Origin of the sequence: Algoriphagus sp., from assembly GCF_013373065.1 — a bacterium.
In the GTDB taxonomy this organism is placed as follows: domain Bacteria; phylum Bacteroidota; class Bacteroidia; order Cytophagales; family Cyclobacteriaceae; genus Algoriphagus.
In genome coordinates, this window is the sequence record NZ_JABXIN010000001.1 from 30,021 (window position 1) to 53,035 (window position 23,015).

Sequence of the window (23,015 nt, forward strand, 5' to 3'; positions counted from 1 at the left end):
CATGAAAAAGTCCATACTTACCTTCTTTGCAATTTTCATGTTTTCAATAGCCTATCCACAGCAATATGGCTATAAATGGAGATTTGGGCTCAGCGCAGGGACAACCAATTATTTTGGTGATATCCGACCATTAGGTATTCGCAACTTCGGGGAATTTTCAAAACTCTACCGACGATACAAAACTTACTCTCCCAATTTATCCTATCAATTTTCAATTGAGTATGCTCTTGGAAAATCAGTTGGTTTAATGCTGACCGGAGGTGCCTATCAGTTTGGCTCTTCCGATCGATTTATCAAAAACGACGGAACCCTTTATACAGAAAGCCCCCGGTTTGACCGAGCACTGAACTTCCAAACGGATCTTTGGGATACGGGACTTTCCTTTGTCATTAAGCCGGATAACAATTGGTTGCTTTCCGGAAAATCCTTTTTCGCACCTTACTTGGTTCTAGGATTTGGATACCAATATTTCAATGTCTACGGAGATTTGTTGGATGCGCAGGGGAATAGATACGATTATTCAAATCCAGATTTAATCCCTGATGGTGTTTTTGAAACATCCCTTCGGGAAGTAGAAACCGAATTACCTGGAGGTTACAATAGGTTTTCCTTATATACCCACATCGGTTTAGGATTTCGGTTTAGAATTGCAAAAGGGATTGAAATCTTTGCCCAGTCTGATTTCAAACGTGCCGCGACCGATTATTTGGACGATGTCTCTGGACAATACAGAACGCGATATGATAATAATTTCCAAGCTTATGCAGCGCAGCCCGGCACGAACGTGGTAACTCCTGAAAACCCATATCGGGGATTTGAAAGCGGAAGACCTGATTGGTACATTTATCATGGCATTGGGGTCAAATTCAGCTTAGGTGCCCGAAAAGAGAGCTTTAATCCTCCTGTAATAAGCCAGCGGTATACTTTTGTACCGGATGAGCTAACTAAAAAACAGCTTGAGGCCGCAGATTCAGCTAGACTTCAAACCAGGCCTTCAAGCACCATCAATAATTATTTTACAGTCATACAGCTTCCTTCTTGGGGAAAAAATCAGGTCACACCTTCTGATAGCATGGCCCTTGACTCTGCCGCCTTGGCAAATAGAGAAATAGTCCTGGATTCTTTGGAATTACAAAGAGGCTTGATTCAACGGGAAATGCTACAGACCCAAAATAGGATAGCTGAAATTGACCAAACCATTGAATTGGCTGAACGAGACACAACTGTTTCGACGGAGGTAACCGAGGCAAGATTAAGTTCTTTACGTGAAGAAAGGACCTTGGCAAATGAATCATTGACTAGGCTGAGCTTAGAGGAGTCACTTGCAATTTATAACATGGATTCCTTGAATTCTTATTCTGCCGAACCTGAAGTTGCAACAATGGATAGTGCAGCTCTTACTAAAGAACTCATTATCATACCAGGCCAAATCGGCAGAATTATGTATTCCGAACAAGGCCAGACAAAAGTTTACATGGATAGCAGCGCAGTTTCTAAGTCCCGATCTGTGAGCAACGATCCAAATATGATGACTCGGGAAGAATTTGAAGAAGAAATGGAGCGTTTCAGATCTGAAATGTTACAGGCTCAAGCAAAAAGGGATTCGGCTATGATTATGGCCTTTGCATCGAAAATCCCAGAACCTTCCGAATACGAACAAACCGCCCCTGAACCACAAGAAGTACTGATCAACACAGAAGCTGTGGATGAAAAAACAGCTAAGAAGCTGGAAAAGAACAGGAAAAAGCAGGAAAAACTAGACAAAAAGAACAATGAACTCCTGAAAGATGCCTTATTGGTTGGAGGAACGGCTGCCACTACAGCTGCGATAGCAAACAGTGGTGATAAAAAAGAAGCAGCCGCCCAGGCACAGCGTGATTCATTGCTCATGGCAAAGATTCAACAGGATTCTTTAATGATAGATAGTCTTCAGCAAGTAATTCTATCTCAAAATCTGTTGGCAGATTCCTTAGCGACTGAGTCAAATCCTGATTCTGTTTTAATAACCAAATCAGTTCCTTCTCCCATTTTGGTAAATCATAGCAAGATTGAAATTTATTTTGAGGTAAATAAAACAACACTGAGTCCATCAGAAAGAACAAAGCTAGATGAGGTGAAAACTTTCCTAGATCAGAATGAAAATATTTCAGTAGAGCTTGTCGGGTTTGCAGATAACACTGGAAGTATTTCATACAACCTTCGGCTTTCTGAAAGGCGAGTAGAAGCCGTAAAAGTAGCTCTTCAGGAAATTGGAGTACCCGAATCAAAAATCAGTACCAATGTGGGAGGATTGATTGTAAGGGGAGGAAATAAAGGCTCAAATGGCCTAGACAGAAAGGTGGAGATTCGATTTAGTCAAATCGATAATTAAAAAAGTAAAACTTCAACAACATTGAGTTTTAAAAGGTAATCCAATAGCTTCTCGCTATTGGATTACCTTTTTTTATTGACTTAAAGACTTCCGATTTCTGAATCCATCCATCTGAGACGGTCGATTAAAAAAGATTTCAAATCTGAAATCGATTGATCATAATTGATCCCAATCCCCTGGTCCCATTTGTCGTAATTACGCTTAACAGCCCCATTTTGGACTAATTTATTCACACTGAAATCTATGATACCTTGAATATTCGATTCACTTAAGGGTCCTTTTCTGAAAAAAGCCCATCGCTCCTTTAGCGCATTTCTGAAAGTTTCATCCTGAAGTAATTTTGACCACCAAAAAGGAACCATCCAAGGATCTTCGCTTACATAGTTATTATAATTGACCACCCAATCGTTGGCAGGTATGCGATCTGCTTCATCAAAACCAATATTGAAATCCCAAACGGGCCCCATGGCCAGTTTACCATCCCGGTCTTTGGTCAGGAAGGTACTGATTCTGTAGGCATCCACATTCCTACATAGCTCATTGATGATGAAGTAATCCAAGAATGAATCCAAATCCATGTATTCTAAATAAGCAGGATCCTCACCCGGCATGTTCTCTTGAAAAAATGACTTTTCAAATTGATTTACATATTCTTGAATATATGTTTTTTGGTCGGTGGTAAGGTCCTCTGCATCGGGATATTCATAATTGAAATATGTCTCTAAATAAAGCATAGGATGATAGGGAGCTCCAAAAGGGGAAAAGTTCAAAGGCTGGCCGGAAATATCAAAATCGCTTCGAAAAGAATTGAAAGCAGTATAGCGGGCATCATCATCCCAGTTACTCATGAAATAGGATAATGGCTTGTTGTCATGTTCAGGGCCGGCATCAGATTTATCTATCTTCAGAATATATCCCCCGGTGAAATTTTCGGAGGAAGCATTCATGGATTTAATATCGATTCGTTCTGAATCCCGTTTCAGTTTTTCACAGAAATAATAAACTCCTAAATATTCTCCATTGAGTTCCAACTCCACAAATACCCCCCGACTAGCATATTTCCCAATTTCTAAGGAAAGTCGATAAGCTACATGGTTGTAGATTAAGGACCGATCCCAAGCATATTTTTCTTGCAGATTCACCACATGTCCAATAAGCCGCCAATCTTCCTCCTCAGGCAATCCAAAAAAAGAAACATCCATGTCCTCACCACTTCCATCTATAGTTTCAAAATTGAAGGACTTTTTATCCGATAATCGAAAAGAGGTCTTCCCTCTATACTCTATATCTATTCGCTGCTCCTGAATGAGTTTCTGTTGTTGATAAATTTTCATCCGGGCGGCAACTCCTGGCTCATAAGGAATTTCCCCATCGGTAGTGATCACCAAATAAGGGATTTCAGAGCCTCCCACATCGAGGGCAAACACTTGTCCATCGTCTCCCTTTGGTACGAGAACTTCAGTAGGCTCTTGACAGGAAATGAAAGAAAATAAAAGGAGGATTAAATAGGCACTTATTTTAGCTCGCTGCATCACCAAAAATCAATTATAGAATTAAACGTCTCGAATTAAGAATTTAAATTAACCAAAAAGAATTCTGCTTTTTCTACTCGATCCTGTAATTTCAATTTTCATCTTTTCTGAATTATCATGTCTGAAAATACCTTTCTTTCCAAAAAAGGAAGTGCTGCCGCTTCTAACCCCATGCGGGTCGACTTGGAGATTTACTACGAGGCAATGGAAAACCTCTATCATCCCGAAACAAATCCAACGGGAGCTTTACCAATGAATGTGGCCGAAAACCATCTGTGTTGGGAGATGCTTCGGGATCGAATTCAACAGGTCACCCGAGAAAATGACATCCCCGACTGGGTGGCCAGCTATACGGATCCTGCAGGAGCTCCTAGCTTTCGGGAGGCAGTGGCCGGGTTTTTATCCAAATTTTTAACCGGAGTCCCAATCAGCCCCGACAGTTTGGCCTTTTCAGGAGGAGCCACTTCAGTCATTGAGATGACCAGTTTTTTATTGGCCAACCCGGGAGATTCCGCAGTCATCCCCGCTCCAAGTTATCCGGTTTATACAGGCGATATGGGAACACTACCTGAAGTCCGGCGTGTAGACTTACAGATACCCTCCAATCCTACCGAGTCCGAATTCCACTTTGATTTAGAATTGCTAAATCAGACCAAAAAGAAAATCGAATCCGAGGGAAGTGAATTTCGGATGCTTATTCTTACGCAACCTGACAATCCTACGGGGAGGATTTGTTCGGAAGAGTCTCTTCGATCCATCGCAGATTGGTGCATTTCCAATCAAGTTCATTTGATCGTCAATGAAATCTACGGAATGTCCCAAATTGACATACAATACCCGGAACTCCAAAAAGACTATGTAAAGGCGACTCCTTTTGTTTCCTTCGGAAAAATCATGGCCGACTACCAAAGTCCATTTCTTCATTTTTGGTACTCATTTTCAAAAGATTTTGGTATTTCCGGGTTTCGAATCGGCTTGCTTCATTCCCATAATGAGGCTTTGATTCAGGCTTATCGGAATGCAGGCTTGGGACACTCTATCTCGAATTATACCCAGTGGGTAATGCAGGAGGTACTGTTGGATCATGACTTCTTGTCAAAATTTTTTGAAAGATTACAGCTAAGACTGACAGAATCCTATTTGATCGTAACCCGAGCACTTAAAAAACTGAATATCCCCTATCATCCCTCCCGAGGAAGTCTGTTCGTTTGGATGGATTTATCTGAGTTTTTGGAAGAGAAAAGCTCGGAGGCTGAAGAAAAGCTATGGCTGGAAATCTATAAAAAATCAGGAATTCTAGTCACCCCTACCAACGGATTTGGGCATAGCGAAAAAGGTTGGTACCGGATTGTCATGACAAGCTTAAACCATTTCGATTTGAATGTAGCCATGAATCGATTGAGTCAATTTATTGAATCGAAAAGAGCAGGGTTATGAATAGAATTTTAATTGTTTGTCTGCTCATTCTTTATTTTCCCTTTCAAGGAAAAGGACAAGAATTCCAGGATATTCTTGAGAGTGAAGTTCAAGAAAACATGCCAGGGATCTTATTTACTATTCTATCCGAAGATGGAAGAATTTCTTGGTCTGGAGCTGCTGGAGTTTCCGAAAAAGGAAGTGGCGAGCAATTAAAAGTTAAGCAAACGTTTCGCATTGCATCCGTCACCAAAACCTTTGTAGCGGCGAGTATTTTACGATTGATGGAAATGGATTCTCTTCAATTGGAGGATTTGCTTTCAGAACATATCAGTCCGGAGCATAATAAAATCCTTTCCGAAGACTACTCCATGGATCAAATTACGATTCGACAAGTATTGAGACATTCCGCAGGTTTTTTTGATCACACCCATGCTCCTGAGTTTTTTGACACCATCTTGTCCAATCCCAAGCATGAATGGACTCGCACGGAGCAACTCCAACTGGGTGTGGAAAAAGGTGACCCCATCGGTTCTCCCGGCGATCAGTTTAGCTATTCCGATACGGGTTATATTCTATTGGGCGAAATCATTGAAAAATACACCCAAAAAGACTTAGACGAAGGGATTAAATACCTTTTGAGGCTGGAGGATTTGGGTTTATCACGAACTGATTTTGAAAGAAAAGATCCTGTTACCGATTCACTTCGAATACATCAATATTTTCAAGGAATGGACACCTATGGATTTAGCCCTACGCTAGATTACTACGGCGGAGGAGGGCTCCTATCTACAACAAATGAGTTGGTCTATTTCTTCAAAGCCTTATTTCAAAACCAAATTTTTGAAAAGCCGGAAACACTTGGAATCATGCTTGAACCTGCTTCTTATGAAACGAAGGCTTCCATGGACTACCAAATGGGAATGTACCGGGTTCAAATCAAAGGAATGATGGCCTATACCCATACCGGATTCTGGGGCACGCAAGTACTTTATATACCCGAAAGAAAACTCTTCATGGCAGCGAATTATTCTTCCGTTTGGAGGGGTAGTGCAGTGGCACCTGTATTTTCAAAAGTTCTAGAAGCCCTTTGAGTTCTGAACTTATTAGTTCCTTAAAAAACCGAGCAGATTATTGATCGGATTCGAACAAGTCTTTCTATAAAAAATCATAAAACCCACACAAAATCAACCCCTTACAAGGATGGCATTTATCTTGTTGAGTATTTAACATGATAAATTTCCTGCTCTGGCTGATTTTGCTGGTTTTATGCTGGCCCATTGCGATCATTGCTTTGGTCCTATACCCAATCGTATGGTTGCTATTGCTTCCTTTTCGTCTTTTGGGTTTGGCTGTAGATATTTCTTTTGACCTAGTTCGAAATATCTTTGCCTTACCTTTTAAAATGCTTGGGGTAAAATAAAACCCGGCAAAACCGGGTTTTATGCTTATCGATTTTCCACTTCTCTTCGTCGGGCTTTGACCGCCTGAACCTTGGCGCTATCAATTCCAAAGACTTTCCCAGCTTCGGCATCCGATAGAAGTTGATCGATATATTTTTGGCTTAAGGCTGAATTATCTTTGTACTTTACCCGAAGCTCTTCCAGGCGTCGATGCAAGTCTTCCCGGATTTCAGCATAAGCTGGATCATTGTATACATTTTTCAATTCCAGAGGGTCCTTTTTACGATCAATCAGCTCCCATTCGTCCTCCACGTAGTAGTAATGGATTAATTTGTAATCTGCTGTCACGATAGCATAATGCCGATTGACCATATGCTCTGCAGGATATTCATAGTAATGATAATAAACCGCATCCCGAGTCCATTCCTCTTCATTGCCCGTTAGAATTGGGATCATGCTTTCTCCTTGCATGTCCGATGGAGCAGGGATTCCCGCTGCATCCAGGAATGTTTGCGCAAAATCTAAATTTTGAACCAAAGCATCGGAACGGGTTCCCGGCTCTACCTTGCTCGGCCATGCGACCAATAGCGGTGTTTTGAAAGATTCATCATACACAAATCGCTTATCAAACCACCCGTGTTCTCCCAGATAAAACCCTTGATCGGAAGTGTAGACGATAATGGTATTTTCCATCATATTATTGGCTTCCAAATAATCCAATAGGCGGCCTACATTCTCATCGACAGATTTGATGGTACCCAAGTAATCCTGCATATAACGCTGGTATTTCCACCGCATTAAATCTTCCTCAGTCATCGTAGGATAGATTTTTTTCAATTCTTCTCCGATTTTCCCATAAACGCGCTCAAAGCTTTCTCGCTGTTCAGGAGTAAAGCGTTCGAAAGAGTAATTGTAGCGAGGCTTATCAAAACCGATTTCATCCAGTCCAATTTCATCCATCACAATTGGAGAAATTTTGTGATCCCCTGCCCAACTCATGTGATGAAGAATACTCATTTCTGCTTCTGCAACCGGAGCGGTACGACCAGAATAGTCATCAAACAAAGTGGGGGGCTCCGGAAAGGTTTTGTTGGTAAATTCATCCAAATGCCGCTCAGCCATCAACCAAGATCGATGGGGGGCCTTGTGTAAGTAAAAAAGCAAAAAGGGATCTTCTTTTTTCCGTTCATTTTGAAGCCAATCCAAGGTCATATCGGTAATAATATCCGTCACATAGCCTTTCACCTGGATATTCCCTTCATTTTTGGTTATAAAATCAGGATTGTAATAAGCTCCCTGACCTGGGAGTATTTTAAACTGATCAAAGCCTTTTGGATTATTCCCGAAATGCAACTTCCCAAACATTGCCGTCTGGTAACCAGCATCCTGGAATAGTTGTGGAAAGGTTACATTCGTGGTGTCAAAAGGAAAGTGATTGTCAATTTTTCCATTCATATGACTATGCTTTCCTGTCAATATGGTAGCTCGACTTGGAGCACATATTGAATTGGTGACCGAAGCCTGCGTAAACAACATTCCCATTTTAGCTATTCGATCAATATTCGGCGTCTCTATCAGCGAATTGTCATAAGCAGAAATCGCTTGGTAAGCATGATCATCTGACATGATAAAAATGATATTTGGGCGATCCTGAGTAGGCTTTACATCGGATTGGCAAGAACTCAAATAGGCAAGCCCAAAAATCAGGGACAGGGATAGAATGGACTTGTAGAAAGTGCTGGATTTAGGCATGGGCTAATGGAAATTGAGTATGGGTGACTTGATTTATTTTTTGGAGCTAATTCTGTTTTCCAAAATCTCTTGAACTACCTCTTTGTTTGCCCCTCCAAAACGTCGGGTTTCTTCCAAGTAATCCAAATATTCATCCAAGTAGCGCTGAGAAATCTCTGAATTGTCTCCATATTTTTCCCGAAGACCCTCTAGTTTTTGATGCAATTCAGCCTTGATTTCAGCATAAGCAGGGTCATCATACACATTGGTCAATTCCTGTGGATCATTGATTCGGTCAATCAGCTCCCATTCATCCGTATCAAAATAGTAATGGGTCAACTTGTATTCCTTGGTTACAATTGCATAGTGTCGCTTGACCATATGCACAGATGGATATTCATAATAATGGTAATAAACAGCATCCCGGGTCCACTCCGCCTCATTGCCTGTAAGAAGAGGCAGCAAGCTCTCCCCTTGCATATCAGAAGGAGCAGGAATATTTGCTGCTTCTAAAAAGGTTTGGGCGAAATCCAGGTTTTGAACCATTTCATCAGATTTGCTACCGGGCTCAACTTTTCCTGGCCATGCGATCATTAAGGGAGTTTTAAATGATTCATCGTACACAAATCGCTTGTCAAACCAACCGTGCTCTCCCAAATAAAATCCTTGATCAGAGGTATATACGATAATGGTATTTTCCATCAGATCATTCTCCTCTAAATAGTCTAATACACGACCTACGTTTTCATCCACCGCTTGGATGGTTCCCAAATAATCCTGCATGTAGCGCTGATATCTCCATCGCATCAAATCCTCTTCAGACATGGAGGCATAGTTTTTCTTGAATTCCTCATTCAAAGGCTGATAGTATTGATCCCACACAGCTCGCTGACTAGAATCCAACCGACCGACTTCCCGTTCGAAAGCCCCCTTGTCCCAACCTGAAGCATCCGGAATTCCCAATTCATCCATGACTTCCGGATAAATCTTGGAGTCCCCAGCCCAATTCATATGCTTCAATAAATTCATCTCAGCCTCCTTGGCAGCTCGGCCTCTTCCTGAATAATCATCAAAAAGAGTAGCAGGCTCTGGAAAAGTCCGCTGGGTAAATTCTGCTAGGTGTCGCTCGGCAGGTAGCCATTCCCGATGTGGGGCTTTGTGAAGGTAAAAGAGCAAAAAGGGATCTTCTTCCTTTCGTTCATTTTCCAACCAATCCAAGGTCATATCAGTAATGATATCCGTCACATATCCCTGAACTGTAATCCTACCCTCATCTTTCGTAATAAAATCTGGATTGTAATAAGCACCTTGACCGGGAAGAATTTTGAATTGATCAAAGCCTTTCGGGTTATTCCCAAAATGAAGCTTCCCAAACATGGCTGTCTGGTATCCGGCATCCTGAAAAAGTTGTGGAAAGGTCACATTCGTAGTATCAAAAGGAAAATGATTATCAATTTTCCCATTCAAATGGGAATGCTTGCCAGTAAGAATCGTCGCTCGACTGGGTGCGCAAATGGAATTTGTAACAGTGGCATTGGTGAATAGCATACCCATTTTTGCGACACGGTCGATGTTAGGAGTCTCAATCAAGTGATCACTATAGGCTGATATGGCCTGATAGGCATGATCATCGGACATGATAAAGATGATATTGGGACGCTCCTGCTTTGCTTTTTTGCTTTGACAAGAAACTCCCAAAAGGAGGATAAGAATATAAAAATAAAAGGATCTGACTAATTTCATAATGGGCGTATTGATGAGTTTGGATCAATTTAAAAGTAAAAAACTTCATCTCAGAAATAAACCCGTTCATAGAAATTTACCCTTAACCAACAAAAAAGCCATCCCGATTTAGGATGGCTTCTTTTTGAACTATTCCTATTAAAACTTCAATCCAAGGGTAAAGTAGAAGGTTCTTCCATCAGCTGGCATAATTCCAGGCCCTGGATATCCTCCTGCTCTTCTGGTGAAATAGCGCTCATCGGTGAGATTATTTACACCTGCCTTGATCGAGTGTTGTTTCCAAACTTTCCAAGTGGCAGAAAGATCCTGCACTTGATAAGCAGGGATTAAACCTACTGTGGAAGTGGCATTGGGTTCTACACTGTTAGAAGCATCTGAAAACGCATCTCCCACGTCACTTAGCTGCCAAGTCATGGAAAATTTACCCAGACTATAAGTTGCTCCAAATCGATTGATTTTTCTCGGTGCATTTTCTACCCGATTTCCTTCCAAATTACGAACTACTAGTTCTCCATTACTTACCGTAGTCACTTCAAAATCCCCATAAGTTGCATCAATAAATGCGAGGGAAGTAAATAGATGTAAATATCCTACCCTAGAGCTTCCAAAAAATGTGGTTATTGGATCAAATTCTATATAGCCTTCAAAACCCTGACTTATGGAATTCCCAAGATTGGTTCGGAATTGATAGTTATTCCCAGCCTCATCAAGTTGAGCAATGGTACCAATCCGGTCCTGATAATTCAATCGGAAATAGCCTAAGTCAAATTTTAAAGTTTGGAAAAGACTTCCTCTATACCCGAAATCAATATTGTATCCTCTTGAGTCTTGGAGATTTGGGTCAATTACATCCGTCGTAGCTGGCGGAGTCAAATCCGAAATCAAAACAGGTCGATAAGCTTGAGAAAAGTTTGCATAAAACTCAGTGTTTTTACCCAAATGATACTCAGCACCCAATCCCAAAAGGACAAAATTTCGGGTTCTGGAAATTGGTTCAAGACTTTGAGGAACACCATTTGCCACATTAAACTGCCCTTGATTTTCAGATCGGATATTTTCTACCCGTAGACCTGCTGTAAGGAGAAATTGATCATTAAATCTGAACACATTTTCAGCAAAAGCCGCAAGATTTCGGTTGTTATAATCCAACTTTCTGCTGAAATCTCCATCTGCCACTGAGAAATCCATATCCGAACCTGTCGTACCTACTCCTCGCTGATTTCGATCGATGTTGCCATTAAAATAGCGAAGACCAGTCATCAAGGTTTGCTCTTGTCCAAACAACTCATAAGTGGAACTCATCCGTAATTCTGAACCATAGGTGGTGTAGAAATCTCGATCCACTTGACGGTTACCCAAGTCGTCTTCCTGATTAATCGGACGCATGAAACCTACACTATTTCTTTCTGCAAAGGTTCCGAAGACTTTCCAGCTTAACTTGGTGTTTTTAGAAACCAAGTATTCAGCTGACAAAGCTGGGATAAACCAAGGGGTGTTGAACCAGTTTCGGCTTCGGGTACTTTGCTGTGAATTTTCAGCAAACTGTGCATCGGTCAAACCGCCAGGCTGCTGCGTTTCAGTTGTCATGTAGGTCATTTCATAACCCAATTTCAATCTGTTGCTAGCCGCATAATTCACTTCTAGGTGAGCGTGATCTGTATTGAAAAACCCATTTTCCCTCCAGCCATCTCCTCTTCTTTTCTGATAATAGGCCGTGTAATTCCATTTACCTTCTGTACCGCCGATGTAGTTAAAGGAACTGAAAAGTCCATTGCTTCCAACAGTATTGATGGATTCGGCTGTGAATCGAGTGGATTTATCAGGTTTTCTTAGGACAAAATTCATCAAGCCACCAAACTGAGGACCATACTGCAAAGAAGATGCACCGCGAATAATTTCGATTTGCTCTACTACTTCCAAAGGTGGCGTGAAGTAGGCTTCTGGATAACCCATTGGGTCTGGCGTAATGTCATATCCATTCATACGAACATTAAATTCCCAAGAACGATTAGGACTTAAGCCTCTTGAAGCCACCCCCAACTGAATACCTGAACCGTCATTTTCCCAAATGGAAATTCCAGGAGTCCTACCGAATACCTGTCGACTATTATTCATGGCCAAATTCGCATCAATCTCAGCAATTCGAATGACCTCATTCTTTTTCCCTGCATTGATTCTGAAATCAGAGACTTCAGGAAGGCGATCCTGTCCCAAAATTCCTCTGCTGGCAGAAATACTGAATTCGGACAATAAGTATTCTTCTTCTGCTAATTGAATATTTAACTCCTTGATTTCCCCATCTCCAATGGAAAACTCCTTGGACCAATTCTGAAAACCTACCAAACTGACAATAAGCTGATAGGAACCACTTGGGAAATCCTTCAATTCATAATTTCCATTCAAATCAGATTGTACACCTCGAACAGTCCCTTCCAAAAGCACAGAAGCACCTTGAACGGGATTACCATTTTCGTCAGAAATCCTTCCTTTCAACACATTCTTTTGCGCAAGGACATCTGCAGAGAATAATAATGCGCAGATCAGCAAACTATAAACGAATTTCATCTATTATATTTATTTGGATTGATTTTAAATAATGACGCAAACTTATATCCCAAATGAATACAAGACAATATTTATTTAGATAAAATCTAATTAAAATTAAGAGTTGACTTTTAACTCTCTTAAAATGAGTTCACTAGGGCCGAAAATTTATAAAGGCATGTTGGCACAAACCGGATAGGAAAAATTATTTTATCTTGATCTTCCCAACTCCGCACCTCATGAAGAAAATACTTTTCTTTTTTTTGCCCCTATTAACTTTCAATGCTCCCGCTCAACAAAAGCGCCCTAATATCCTATTGATAATCGCTGATGATTTGAACCAAACAGCTTTGGGAGCTTATGGAAATCAGGTAGTCTCCACCCCAAACATTGACCGACTCGCCTCTGAGGGTATGCTTTTCCAAAATGCCTATTCGCAATATCCTGTTTGTGGTCCTTCGAGAGCCTCCTTCCTTTTTGGCTATTATCCTACAGCAACAGAAACTTTTGGCTATACCAGCGGAAGAGAAAATGTAGGTCAAGATCGCCATTCCTTACCCCAACATTTTAAAGAAAATGGCTATTTCACTGCTCGAGTCAGTAAAATCTTTCACATGGGAGTGCCTATTGATATTGAAACTGGAAGTGACGGACAAGATGACCCGGATTCCTGGACAGAACGATTCAATTCACCCGGACCAGAATGGAAATCCGAAGGATTCGCAGAGTTGGTACAAAATAATCCGGATGGAAAAATCGAGCGTAAAGGCGGTAATGTCATGACCATTGTTCAGGCAGAAGGTGGGGATCTGGGACAATCTGATGGAATTACGGGACAAAAAGCAATCGAACTCATCCAAAATCACCAACAAGAAAAACCATTTTTCCTTGCGGTTGGATTGGTGAGGCCTCACGTCCCCTTCGTTGCTCCAAAGGAATATTTCACTTCATACCCTTGGCAAGGGATCATCCCTCCGCCAGTTGTCGAAAATGACTGGGAGGATATTCCGAAAAAAGGGATCAATTACGTGACCACCCAAAACGCAGAAATGAATTATATCCATAAACAAAAAGCCATTGCAGGGTATTATGCCTCGGTTGCATTTATGGATGCCCAAGTGGGAAAAATTCTACGAGCGCTAGAGCAATCCGGACAAAGTGAAAACACCCTCATTGTTTTCACTTCTGATCATGGATTCCACTTGGGAGAGCATGACTTTTGGATGAAGGTGTCTTTAAAGGAAGAATCCGTTCGCGTTCCGTTTATTATCAAAGCTCCCGGTTTTTCGCCGGGTAAAAGCCATTCCTTTGTAGAATTGGTGGACTTGTACCCTACTCTTTTGGACCTGTCTGGTTTTGAAATTCCGAAGAGACTTCAGGGAAAAAGTCTTGTTCCCATTCTCCAAAATCCGAGCACAGAGGTTCGGGATTTTGCTTTTTCTGTCACCCAGGGAGGCGCTACCTATTTGATCCGAACAAAGCGTTGGGCCTATATCCAATATGGTGAAAATGCCGAAGAGGGAATGGAATTATTCGATATGGAACAAGATCCAGAACAATATCAAAACCTTGCTTTCGATGACTATTTTCAGCCCCAAGTGGAAGAAATGAGAAAGCTATTAAATCAGAAAATCAAAGAAGTCCAGACAAATGATCTGGAAAAAACATACCGACCATGAAAAAACTTTTCCCAATCCTATTCCTCTTGTTGGGATGGGCCTGTACCCAAAAAGCCGAGCCCAAAAAACCAAATGTATTATTCCTTTTTGCAGATGACCAACGTGCCGAAACCCTAGGCATTGCTGGCAATCCCTATATCCAAACACCCACCTTGGATCAATTGGCAAGAGAGGGCACCCGCTTCACCAATGCTTATGTAATGGGAGGAAATCATGGAGCCATCTGTATGGCTAGCAGAGCCATGCTTTTTAGTGGTAAAAACCTATTTAAGGTTTATGACCGATTGAAGGGAGTAGAAACCATGACCATGGATTTTGCAAATGCAGGTTATACTACATTTGGAACGGGGAAATGGCACAATGAGAAAGAAGCATTTGAAGCAAGTTTCCAACAAGCCAACAATGTGTATTTGGGAGGGATGGCCAACCATTATGAGATAGACTTACGGAATTATGAGGCTGATGGAAAGTTGGGAGAACCCACTAAAAAGGGGTACTCAACCGAAATTTTCGCCCAATCAGCCATTGATTTTATCCAATCCCAAAAAGACAGCGAAAATCCTTTTTTCTGCTATGTAGCTTTTACTGTTCCACATGACCCCTATTCTCCAGAAGGAAATTATATCAATTATTATCCTGATGGCACACTTCCACTTCCTGGAAATTACATGCCATACCATCCATTTGAATTTGACCAATTGACCGTTCGGGATGAAAATCTCACAGGTTGGCCACGGAGACCTGAAGTCATACAAATGATTCTTTCCGATTATTATGCCTTGATCACCCATTTAGACACCCAAGTAGCAAAAATTTTAGATGCCCTTCGGGAAAGCGGAAAATTGGACAACACCATCATTGTTTATGCCGCAGACAATGGTTTAGCCGTGGGTAGTCACGGACTTTTGGGAAAGCAAAGTCTCTATGAGCACAGCATGAAAGTGCCTCTGATCATCAAAGGCCCTGGCATTCCCTCCAATCAGGAATTGGATGCTTTTGCCTATATCCATGACTTGTATCCGACTTTGGCGGAATTAGCAGGCTTACCTCCAAAAGAAGATGTGGATGGAAAGAGTCTTGTACCCGTCATCCATGGAGAAAAAGAATCCGTTCGAGATGCCCTTTTTACAGCCTATAGACATACAGTTCGGGCAGTCAGAACAGACAAATGGAAACTGATTCGATACCCGGAACGGGACTACACACAATTATTTGATTTAGAACATGATCCTTTGGAGCTCAATAATTTGGCAGATAACCCTAATTTCTCCGAAGAAAAATCCCGATTGGTTTCTTTACTTCAGGAAAATCAAAAGGCGGTTGGTGATACTGTTTCCCTGACCGCGGCCATTATCAAACCCATGGCATATGACCCCGACACGCTCCAGCGAAAACCGGATCAATGGCAACCTGCTTACACGCTAAAACGATATTTCGGGGAAAAATAAGGCTCCATCAATAAATCCAAACAGGCCTAGTGAAAAAGCTATTTTCATTCTTAATCATTCTTCTACTTTCCCAGGGAATCAAAGCCCAGGAAACTTTGGTCTTCGAAGCAGGAAAAGAAGGGCATGCCATCTATCGAATCCCTGCCATTATTTCACTTCCTAATGGAGAGCTTTTGGCCTTCGCCGAAGGAAGAGTGAATGGAAGCGATGATTTTGGAGACGTCAATTTGGTCATGAAACGGAGTTTGGATGGAGGGTTTACTTGGTCACCCATCAAGACATTGGTTGATTACGGCAGCCTCCAAGCTGGGAACCCAGCACCTGTAGTCGATCGACTGGACCCAAACTATCCCGAAGGAGTGATTTTCCTTTTTTACAATACAGGAAACAATCATGAGTATGATGTTCGAATGAACCAAGGCGTTCGTGAAGTTTGGATGATAAAGTCCTATGATTTGGGAAAGAATTGGACGGAACCGGAGAATATTACCCAAGAAGTCCACAAACCCAACAATCCAGATTTTAATCAACTTTATAAAAATCCAGCAGATTGGAGGCACTACGCCAACACTCCAGGTCATGCCTTTCAATTCCAAGAAGGTCCTCATAAGGGTCGGATATATGTAGCTGCCAATCATTCATCAGGCGGTCCAAAAGAGGACTGGTCGGACTATCAGGCACATGGATTCTTCACGGATGACAAAGGCAAAAGCTTTGGAATATCTGAATCGGTGCAAATCCCGGGAAGTAATGAATCCATTGCCGCTGAACTCTCTAGTGGCCGGATGATTTTGAGCTCTCGCTACCAAAAAGGGACTGTTCGCCAACGGATTCTAGCCTTCTCCTCAGATGGCGGCGAAACTTGGGATGAAGCCTATTTTGAAGAGGAACTTCCAGACCCTGTTTGTCAAGGGTCCATTTTAAATATTGGAGAAAAGGATGGGAAAACCATTATTGCCCATTCTAATGCAGCCGATGAAAAGGAACGAAATTACCTAACCATCAAAATTAGCTACGATGAAGGAAAAACATGGAATCATATTATCCCTGTGGATTTTACCAGCGATTCTGAAAAGCTCCCTTGGACAGCTTATTCTGATTTGGTGAAGTTGGATGAAAATTCATTGGGGATTCTGTATGAGCGCGCTAACTACCATGAAATCATCTTCAAAAAGGTTACCTGGAGATAAACACATTCTTCATCATTTTTAAAAAAGCAATCTCCCATTTTTAAAAGCTAATTAGCTGATGAAAGTCATTGGAAAATCCAATGATAATAGGTTCCTTAAGTACTAAACCTTAATCCCAAAAGCTATGAAGGAAATCCTAAAAATAAGGCTGTCCGATGTAGTGTTAGAGGGAGAACTAGTAACCCCCAGTTACCCAAAGGCACTCGTTCTGTTTGCACATGGAAGCGGAAGTGGACGCTTTAGTCCACGAAATAATTTCATTGCGCAATTCTTCAATAAAAACGGACTAGCAACTTTCTTATTCGACCTTAACACCCCTTCCGAAAAAGGAACGGGTCAGTTGGAACTTCCCCTTTTCGCGAATCGCCTAAGTCAGTTGACCCAATGGCTTCAAAAAAATTCGAAGGTTGGAAAACTACCCATTTTTTACTTTGGGGGAAGTACGGGTGCTGCCGTCGCGGTTGCAGCTGCTTTCCAACTAAAATCTGTCATTTCGGGAATCATCTCCAGGGGAGGAAGATTGGATTTTGCGGTGGATTACATCCCTGAAGTCAGCTGCCCCATGTTATGGCTAGTAGGTAGTTTGGATCATGAAGTTTTGCGATTGAATCAGGCCTGTTACAAGCATTTTCCAGAAGGAAATGAACTCCGCATAATTGCCGGTGCCAGACACTTATTCGAAGAACCTGGAAAACTCGAACAAGTAGCGGAAGAATCTACCGATTGGATTTTTAAAGTGCTTCAGGATGCAAAAAATCCAGGCAAGAAAAAGAAAATACCAAACTCCAGCGGCCATGTTTGAAGACCGAAAAGAAGCCGGAATTGAATTGGGAAAAGCATTAGCCAAGTACAAAGATGAGCACCCTATCGTCATCGGGATTCCCAGAGGCGGAATTGAGACCGCCTATTATGTAGCCAAGGAGCTCAACGCTCCCTTGATCCCTGTTGTTTCAAGGAAATTAGGACATCCTCAGCAACCCGAGTATGCCATGGGAGCCATTGCTGAAGACGGTAGCTATTACTTAGCACCTTGGGCCCGCTCCGAAATCAGTCAAGAGGAACTAGAAGAAGTAAAAAACAAAGAGCAAAAAGAAATCTTCCGAAGAGTGCAATTACTTCGAAATGGAAAAGCGCTTCCTTCTATGGAAGGGAAAGTAGTCATTGTCGTTGATGACGGAATTGCAACCGGTTCCACGCTTTTTGCAACTCTCGAACTTTGCCAAAAACAAAAACCCAAACAACTCGTGGTAGCCGCCCCGATTTCGGGAATGCACGCATGCAGGGAATTGAAACAACTCGCAGACCAAGTCCTGATTTTAGAGACACCCGAGGATTTCAGGGCTGTATCCCAGGGATATGTCAGCTTTTCAAATTTGAGCGATGAAGAGACGCTTGAATTCTTGAAAAAATATGAACAAGAATTTAACACCCAATAAAGCTTCTTAAGTCGAAGCAAAAGATGGAACAATTTACAGACCCAAATACTAAAAAAATGGAAACTATAAATATGAAACAAGCAGGGATTTGGATGGATCAAGAACATGCGATTTTGATTGGCTATTTCCCAAACAAACCCTTCGTCGTGGAACAAATTGACTCCCCTATCGAAAGTCATGTTCGCTATGAAGGAGAAACAAGCGATAAGACCCGCTTCATGAATTCTCAAGGAGGATCATCCAACAACGAAAAGAAAAAGAATAACATTGAGGAGGCCCAGTTGAGAAAGTATTTCAAACTTCTGGAAGATAAAATCCAAGGAATTGAAGACCTCCTATTAATGGGTCCTGGAATAACAAAAGGCCAATTCTTCAAGCAAATTCGGGATAACAAACACTTTAATGAAATGAAAATCCTCCTGAAAGATGCGGATAAGATGACCTTCAATCAGTTGCTTGCCATGATCAAAGATCATTTTCAGTAAAAACCCGAGTCTATCAGCAGGAAAAACTCTTGTCTTTGACGGTTTTTACACCGGGGTAAAGCATTTGTTCCCTTCCGGATCCCGTGCGGAAAACTGTAATCCCCTTCGCGCCTAGTTTCCAGGCTTTGAGATATATTTCTCCCACTTCTTCAGGGGTGGTAGTAGCAGGCAAATTGATGGTTTTTGAAACGGCATTATCCGTATAGTTTTGAAAGGCAACTTGATGCTTGAGGTGCCAGATGGGATCAATTTCAGTTGCGGTCAATAGAATGGCTCTCACTTCCTCGCTCAATTCTTTACAGCCGGCACAGGATCCAGCATGAGTAATTTTTTCCAACAATTCATTGGTGAAAAGTCCTTTTTGTTTCAAATAAGTCAAAACTTGTGGCTGGACCGAAGGAAGCGTTTGCTTTCCTAATACATTTCTCCGCTCAAAGGCAAGGGCAAAAAGTGGCTCAATCGAGGACGAAGTATCAGCGATCAGCGAAATGGTACCGGTCGGTGCTATACTTGTCAATGTTGCATTTCGAATGGGAGTAGAAGGAGCAAAAACACTTTGATCCCAAGCTGGGAAACTCCCTCTTTTTTTCGCCAATTCCTGAGAAGCCTGATAGCTTCTTTCATTGATAAACTGCATCAATTCGGCCCCTAAATCCACCGCTTCCTGGCTTGCATATGGGATGCCTAATTGAATCAAAAAGTCCGCCCATCCCATTACTCCTAATCCAATTTTACGATTTGAAAGGGTTGCTTTTTTAATTTTTGCATTAGGGAAATGATTTACCTCAATTACATTATCCAAAAAGCGAATTGCCTGAGAGATAACTGCTCCCAGTTTTTCCCAGTCAGGTTGTTGGATCCCTTTTTCTTTTTTTAAGAAATGCGAGAGATTAATGGATCCCAAATTGCAAGATTCATAAGGTAATAATGGAACCTCCCCGCATGGGTTTGTGGCTTGAATCTCTCCTTGATTTGGAGTTGGATTTTTGGAATTAATTGTGTCTAAAAAAATAACTCCAGGATTTCCTGATTCCCATGCTCGAAATACCAATTCATCCCAAATTGCTTTTGGAGAAACTTGATTTAAAACCTGCCCAATGCGAGGATTTACCAAACTCCAAGGTTTGTTGGTCTCAAGATGATTCATGAAGCGATCCGAAATACCTACTGACAAGTTGAAATGCCTTACTCGGTTTTCATTGGATCCCAAGCGGATAAACTCGAAAATATCGGGATGATCGACATTTAGAATCCCCATGTTTGCCCCCAAGCGCTTCCCTCCTTGCTTGACATGATCACTGGAAAAATTAAAAAGCTCCAGAAATGAAACAGGACCTGAAGAAGTACCTCCATGCTTACTAACCCGATCTCCCTTAGGTCTAAGTTTTGAAAAATTAAAGCCGGTACCTCCACCTTTTTGCTGCACCAAAGCAGCCATTTTTAGGGTGTCAAAAATTCCACCCAAACTGTCCCGAATCGGTAAAACAAAACAGGCGCTCAACTGTCCATATCCGGTTCCTGCATTCATCAACGTGGTTGAATTGGGTAAAAAGTCCAATTCGGACATCATTTTAAAAAATTGCTCTTCCCAATATTCTACTTCTGCTTTTCCTCCCCAGTTCAATTCGGCGCTGGCGACTTTCTTAGCAACCCGATGAAATAATTCTTCCGGAGATTCGACTACCTTTCCGGAATGATCCTGAACCAAGTATCGCTCCTCCAAAACTCTGATCGCATTTTCGCTGAGCTGCTGCATGGGAAATAGAATTGCAATACTTGAATTTACCCATTTAGCATGGCTTTTCCTTTTTTGGAAAAAGAAAAAAGGAAGCTTAGCTCCCCTTTCTGACCTGATTATTTCAATTTTTTGACTCCTTTTAGTTCTTCCTTACTCGCTTCACGAATTCGGATAGCATAACCTCCTCCCGGAGCAGAATATTGCTTCAAAACTGATTTTGAATCTACAGCGACTTTCCGAATTTCATAGGCTTGCGGATTGGTTTTAAAGTGAGCCTCTGCTTGATCTGAATAGATCTCCGCCAAATAAGTTTTCCCCTCATCCAAAAAGTCAAATTTCACCTCACCTGTGCGCCCTTCAAATCCATTTACATTTCCTACAAACCATTCCCCGCTATCCTTAGCTCTTCTAGCGATCGTCAAGTAATACCCTGGTTCTGCTTCAAGGTAAATGCTCTTTTCCCAATCCAAGGCCACATCCTTGATAAACTGAAAGGCATCAGGGAAGCGCATGTAATTTTCCGGATAATCAGCAGCCATTTGAAGTGGAGAATACATGGTTACATACAAGGCTAATTGATTGGCCAAGGTGCTATTTACATGAGAACCATTGAAAACATCCATTTCGAAAATCCCCGGTGTGTAATCCATTGGACCTCCGATTTGACGGGTAAAAGGAAGAATCGTTACATGGTTTGCCTTATTCCCTCCAAAAGCCTGATATTCTGTTCCTCGTGCAGATTCATTAGCAATCAAATTCGGCCAAGTTCGAGCGATCCCCGTAGGACGAACAGCCTCGTGGGCATTAACCATGATTTGGTATTCAGCCCCCTTTTCAATTGCATATTGGTAGTGATTAACCAGCCATTGACTGTAATGATACTCCCCTCTTGGGATAATGTCTCCTACATAGCCACTTTTTACAGCTGGATATCCATAATCTTTCATCAACTGATAGGCTTGATCCAGGTGCCGCTCATAATTCCGAACAGAGGAAGAAGTCTCATGATGCATAATCATCTGCACGCCTTTTTCTTTTGCATAGGTAGCAATTCCCCTCAAGTCAAAATCGGGATAAGGAGTCAAAAAATCAAAAACATAATCTTTGGAGTTGCCGAACCAGTCTTCCCAGCCAACATTCCAACCCTCAACCAATACCCCGTCAAACCCATGTTCTGAAGCGAAATCAATATACTTCTTCACATTTTCCGTAGAAGCTCCGTGCTTTCCATTCGGCTTTACGTTGGAAAAGTCAGTCACTCCTAATTTTACCGCCTTTAGTTCATCGGTGTACGACCAGGAACTTTGACCCGTAATCATTTCCCACCAAACTCCAACATATTTCATGGGCTTAATCCAGGAAGTGTTCTCGATTTTGGAGGGTTCATTCAAATTATAGGTTATGCGAGAGGCAAGAATTTCTCCAGCATCATCACTCACCAATACCGTGCGCCATGGAGACTGGGCAGGGGTTACCAAGTAGCCCTTATCCCCTTGTGAGTCCGGGGTCAAATGACTTACAAAAACCATTCGCTCATCATCCAATTCCAAATGCATCGCCGGATAATCGATCAGAGCCGCCTCGTGAATATTGATGTACAATCCAGTAGCGGATTTCATCATCAAGGCAGTCTGGACACCAGTATCCGAAAATGGCGTCTGTGAAGCATTGGGGGTGATGGCTTTTTCCATCAATCCACGAATTTCGGAGAGCTTGGATTCCGTATAATCGTATTCCTGCGTATCGTAATCTCCTGGAATCCAAAAAGCTGTATGATCGCCATTCATAGCAAAATGAGTCAGCTCCTCCATGATTACGAAGTGCCCCATATTTTCCTGCACCGGAAATTCATATCGGAACCCCAAACCTGAGTCAAAAAGTCGGAATCGAATATTCAGTTTCCGCTTACTGGCCAAATGTTCGAGATGGACGATCAATTCCCGGTAATGGTTACGGATACTACTTTCCTCTCCCCACACCGGCTTCCAAGTTTCATCTTTCAGTGATTCTTCAGAATCTACCATTCGAAAACCTTGAATGAGGTCTATCGAATCATTTTTGAGGTCAAAACCCAATCGACTTGATTGAATAACAGCTTGATTTTTATAAGAAAGCTGATAGGTTGGCGCTCCACTGGCATCCAGCCCAAAAGCCATTTGTAATTCCCCATTGGGTGAAGAAATTTCCTGAGCCGAAACAAACCCAAACCAACCAAGGAAAAGGAGTAAAAAACGGTATTTCAAATGCATGATTAATTAATAAATTTTCAATTTCAGAAAAGCTTTTTACCGGCAATGTT

At 41.8% G+C, this 23,015-nt stretch carries 16 protein-coding genes; 10 read left to right on the forward strand and 6 right to left on the reverse strand.

The genetic code is table 11. The features are described from left to right. The first annotated feature begins 1 nt into the window (after position 1). Positions 2 to 2,371 carry an OmpA family protein gene (locus tag HWE15_RS00145; protein ID WP_290505467.1) on the forward strand — a complete coding sequence of 790 codons (2,370 nt, stop codon included), beginning with the start codon at positions 2 to 4 and terminating at the stop codon, positions 2,369 to 2,371. Between the two features lie 80 nt (positions 2,372 to 2,451). Here HWE15_RS00145 and HWE15_RS00150 read toward each other — a convergent pair whose 3' ends face one another. Next, complete coding sequence (locus tag HWE15_RS00150) at positions 2,452 to 3,903, reverse strand: CotH kinase family protein (protein WP_290505468.1); 1,452 nt, start codon at positions 3,901 to 3,903, stop codon at positions 2,452 to 2,454. Positions 3,904 to 4,020: 117 nt separating this feature from the next. Between HWE15_RS00150 and HWE15_RS00155 the strand changes: the two genes are divergently transcribed. The 3 genes from HWE15_RS00155 to HWE15_RS00165 all read left to right on the forward strand — a co-directional run bounded on the left by HWE15_RS00155 (position 4,021) and on the right by HWE15_RS00165 (position 6,742). Continuing rightward, positions 4,021 to 5,340, forward strand: coding sequence for an aminotransferase class I/II-fold pyridoxal phosphate-dependent enzyme (locus tag HWE15_RS00155; protein WP_290505469.1), 1,320 nt, complete (start codon positions 4,021 to 4,023; stop codon positions 5,338 to 5,340). Further along, positions 5,337 to 6,413, forward strand: coding sequence for a serine hydrolase (locus tag HWE15_RS00160; RefSeq protein WP_290505470.1), 1,077 nt, complete (start codon positions 5,337 to 5,339; stop codon positions 6,411 to 6,413). Before HWE15_RS00155 ends, HWE15_RS00160 begins: the two co-directional genes overlap by 4 nt. 137 nt (positions 6,414 to 6,550) lie before the next feature. Continuing rightward, a complete protein-coding gene (locus tag HWE15_RS00165; protein WP_290505471.1) occupies positions 6,551 to 6,742 on the forward strand; it encodes a hypothetical protein in 192 nt (63 codons plus the stop codon). A 25-nt stretch (positions 6,743 to 6,767) separates the two neighbouring features. Here HWE15_RS00165 and HWE15_RS00170 read toward each other — a convergent pair whose 3' ends face one another. The 3 genes from HWE15_RS00170 to HWE15_RS00180 all read right to left on the reverse strand — a co-directional run bounded on the left by HWE15_RS00170 (position 6,768) and on the right by HWE15_RS00180 (position 12,761). Then, positions 6,768 to 8,474, reverse strand: coding sequence for a sulfatase (locus HWE15_RS00170; protein ID WP_290505472.1), 1,707 nt, complete (start codon positions 8,472 to 8,474; stop codon positions 6,768 to 6,770). 33 nt (positions 8,475 to 8,507) lie between these two features. Further along, complete coding sequence (locus HWE15_RS00175) at positions 8,508 to 10,196, reverse strand: sulfatase (RefSeq protein ID WP_290505473.1); 1,689 nt, start codon at positions 10,194 to 10,196, stop codon at positions 8,508 to 8,510. A gap of 138 nt (positions 10,197 to 10,334) precedes the next feature. Continuing rightward, complete coding sequence (locus HWE15_RS00180; RefSeq protein WP_290505474.1) at positions 10,335 to 12,761, reverse strand: TonB-dependent receptor; 2,427 nt, start codon at positions 12,759 to 12,761, stop codon at positions 10,335 to 10,337. A 218-nt stretch (positions 12,762 to 12,979) separates the two neighbouring features. Here HWE15_RS00180 and HWE15_RS00185 point away from each other — a divergent pair, with 218 nt between their 5' ends. From HWE15_RS00185 to HWE15_RS00210, 6 genes are all read left to right on the forward strand, one after another. Then, positions 12,980 to 14,419: a sulfatase gene (locus HWE15_RS00185; RefSeq protein WP_290505475.1), complete on the forward strand. Its 1,440-nt coding sequence runs from the start codon at positions 12,980 to 12,982 to the stop codon at positions 14,417 to 14,419. After that, positions 14,416 to 15,867 carry a sulfatase-like hydrolase/transferase gene (locus tag HWE15_RS00190; RefSeq protein ID WP_290505476.1) on the forward strand — a complete coding sequence of 484 codons (1,452 nt, stop codon included), beginning with the start codon at positions 14,416 to 14,418 and terminating at the stop codon, positions 15,865 to 15,867. The genes HWE15_RS00185 and HWE15_RS00190 overlap by 4 nt, the downstream gene beginning before the upstream one ends. A 29-nt stretch (positions 15,868 to 15,896) precedes the next feature. After that, a complete protein-coding gene (locus HWE15_RS00195) occupies positions 15,897 to 17,057 on the forward strand; it encodes an exo-alpha-sialidase (RefSeq protein ID WP_290505477.1) in 1,161 nt (386 codons plus the stop codon). Between the two features lie 124 nt (positions 17,058 to 17,181). After that, positions 17,182 to 17,859 (forward strand): dienelactone hydrolase family protein, encoded by a 678-nt coding sequence (locus tag HWE15_RS00200; protein ID WP_290505478.1) that lies wholly within the window; start codon positions 17,182 to 17,184, stop codon positions 17,857 to 17,859. Further along, the gene (locus tag HWE15_RS00205; RefSeq protein WP_290505479.1) at positions 17,804 to 18,493 is read left to right on the forward strand and encodes a phosphoribosyltransferase; all 690 of its coding nucleotides are present in this window, start codon (positions 17,804 to 17,806) and stop codon (positions 18,491 to 18,493) included. The genes HWE15_RS00200 and HWE15_RS00205 overlap by 56 nt, the downstream gene beginning before the upstream one ends. A 56-nt stretch (positions 18,494 to 18,549) precedes the next feature. Further along, positions 18,550 to 18,978: a hypothetical protein gene (locus HWE15_RS00210; protein WP_290505480.1), complete on the forward strand. Its 429-nt coding sequence runs from the start codon at positions 18,550 to 18,552 to the stop codon at positions 18,976 to 18,978. 13 nt (positions 18,979 to 18,991) lie between these two features. Here HWE15_RS00210 and HWE15_RS00215 read toward each other — a convergent pair whose 3' ends face one another. Further along, on the reverse strand, positions 18,992 to 20,734 hold the full coding sequence (locus HWE15_RS00215; RefSeq protein ID WP_290505481.1) for an adenosylcobalamin-dependent ribonucleoside-diphosphate reductase: 1,743 nt from the start codon (positions 20,732 to 20,734) through the stop codon (positions 18,992 to 18,994). A 98-nt stretch (positions 20,735 to 20,832) separates the two neighbouring features. Then, the gene (locus HWE15_RS00220) at positions 20,833 to 22,965 is read right to left on the reverse strand and encodes a glycoside hydrolase family 97 protein (protein WP_290505482.1); all 2,133 of its coding nucleotides are present in this window, start codon (positions 22,963 to 22,965) and stop codon (positions 20,833 to 20,835) included. Between the last annotated feature and the right edge of the window lie 50 nt (positions 22,966 to 23,015).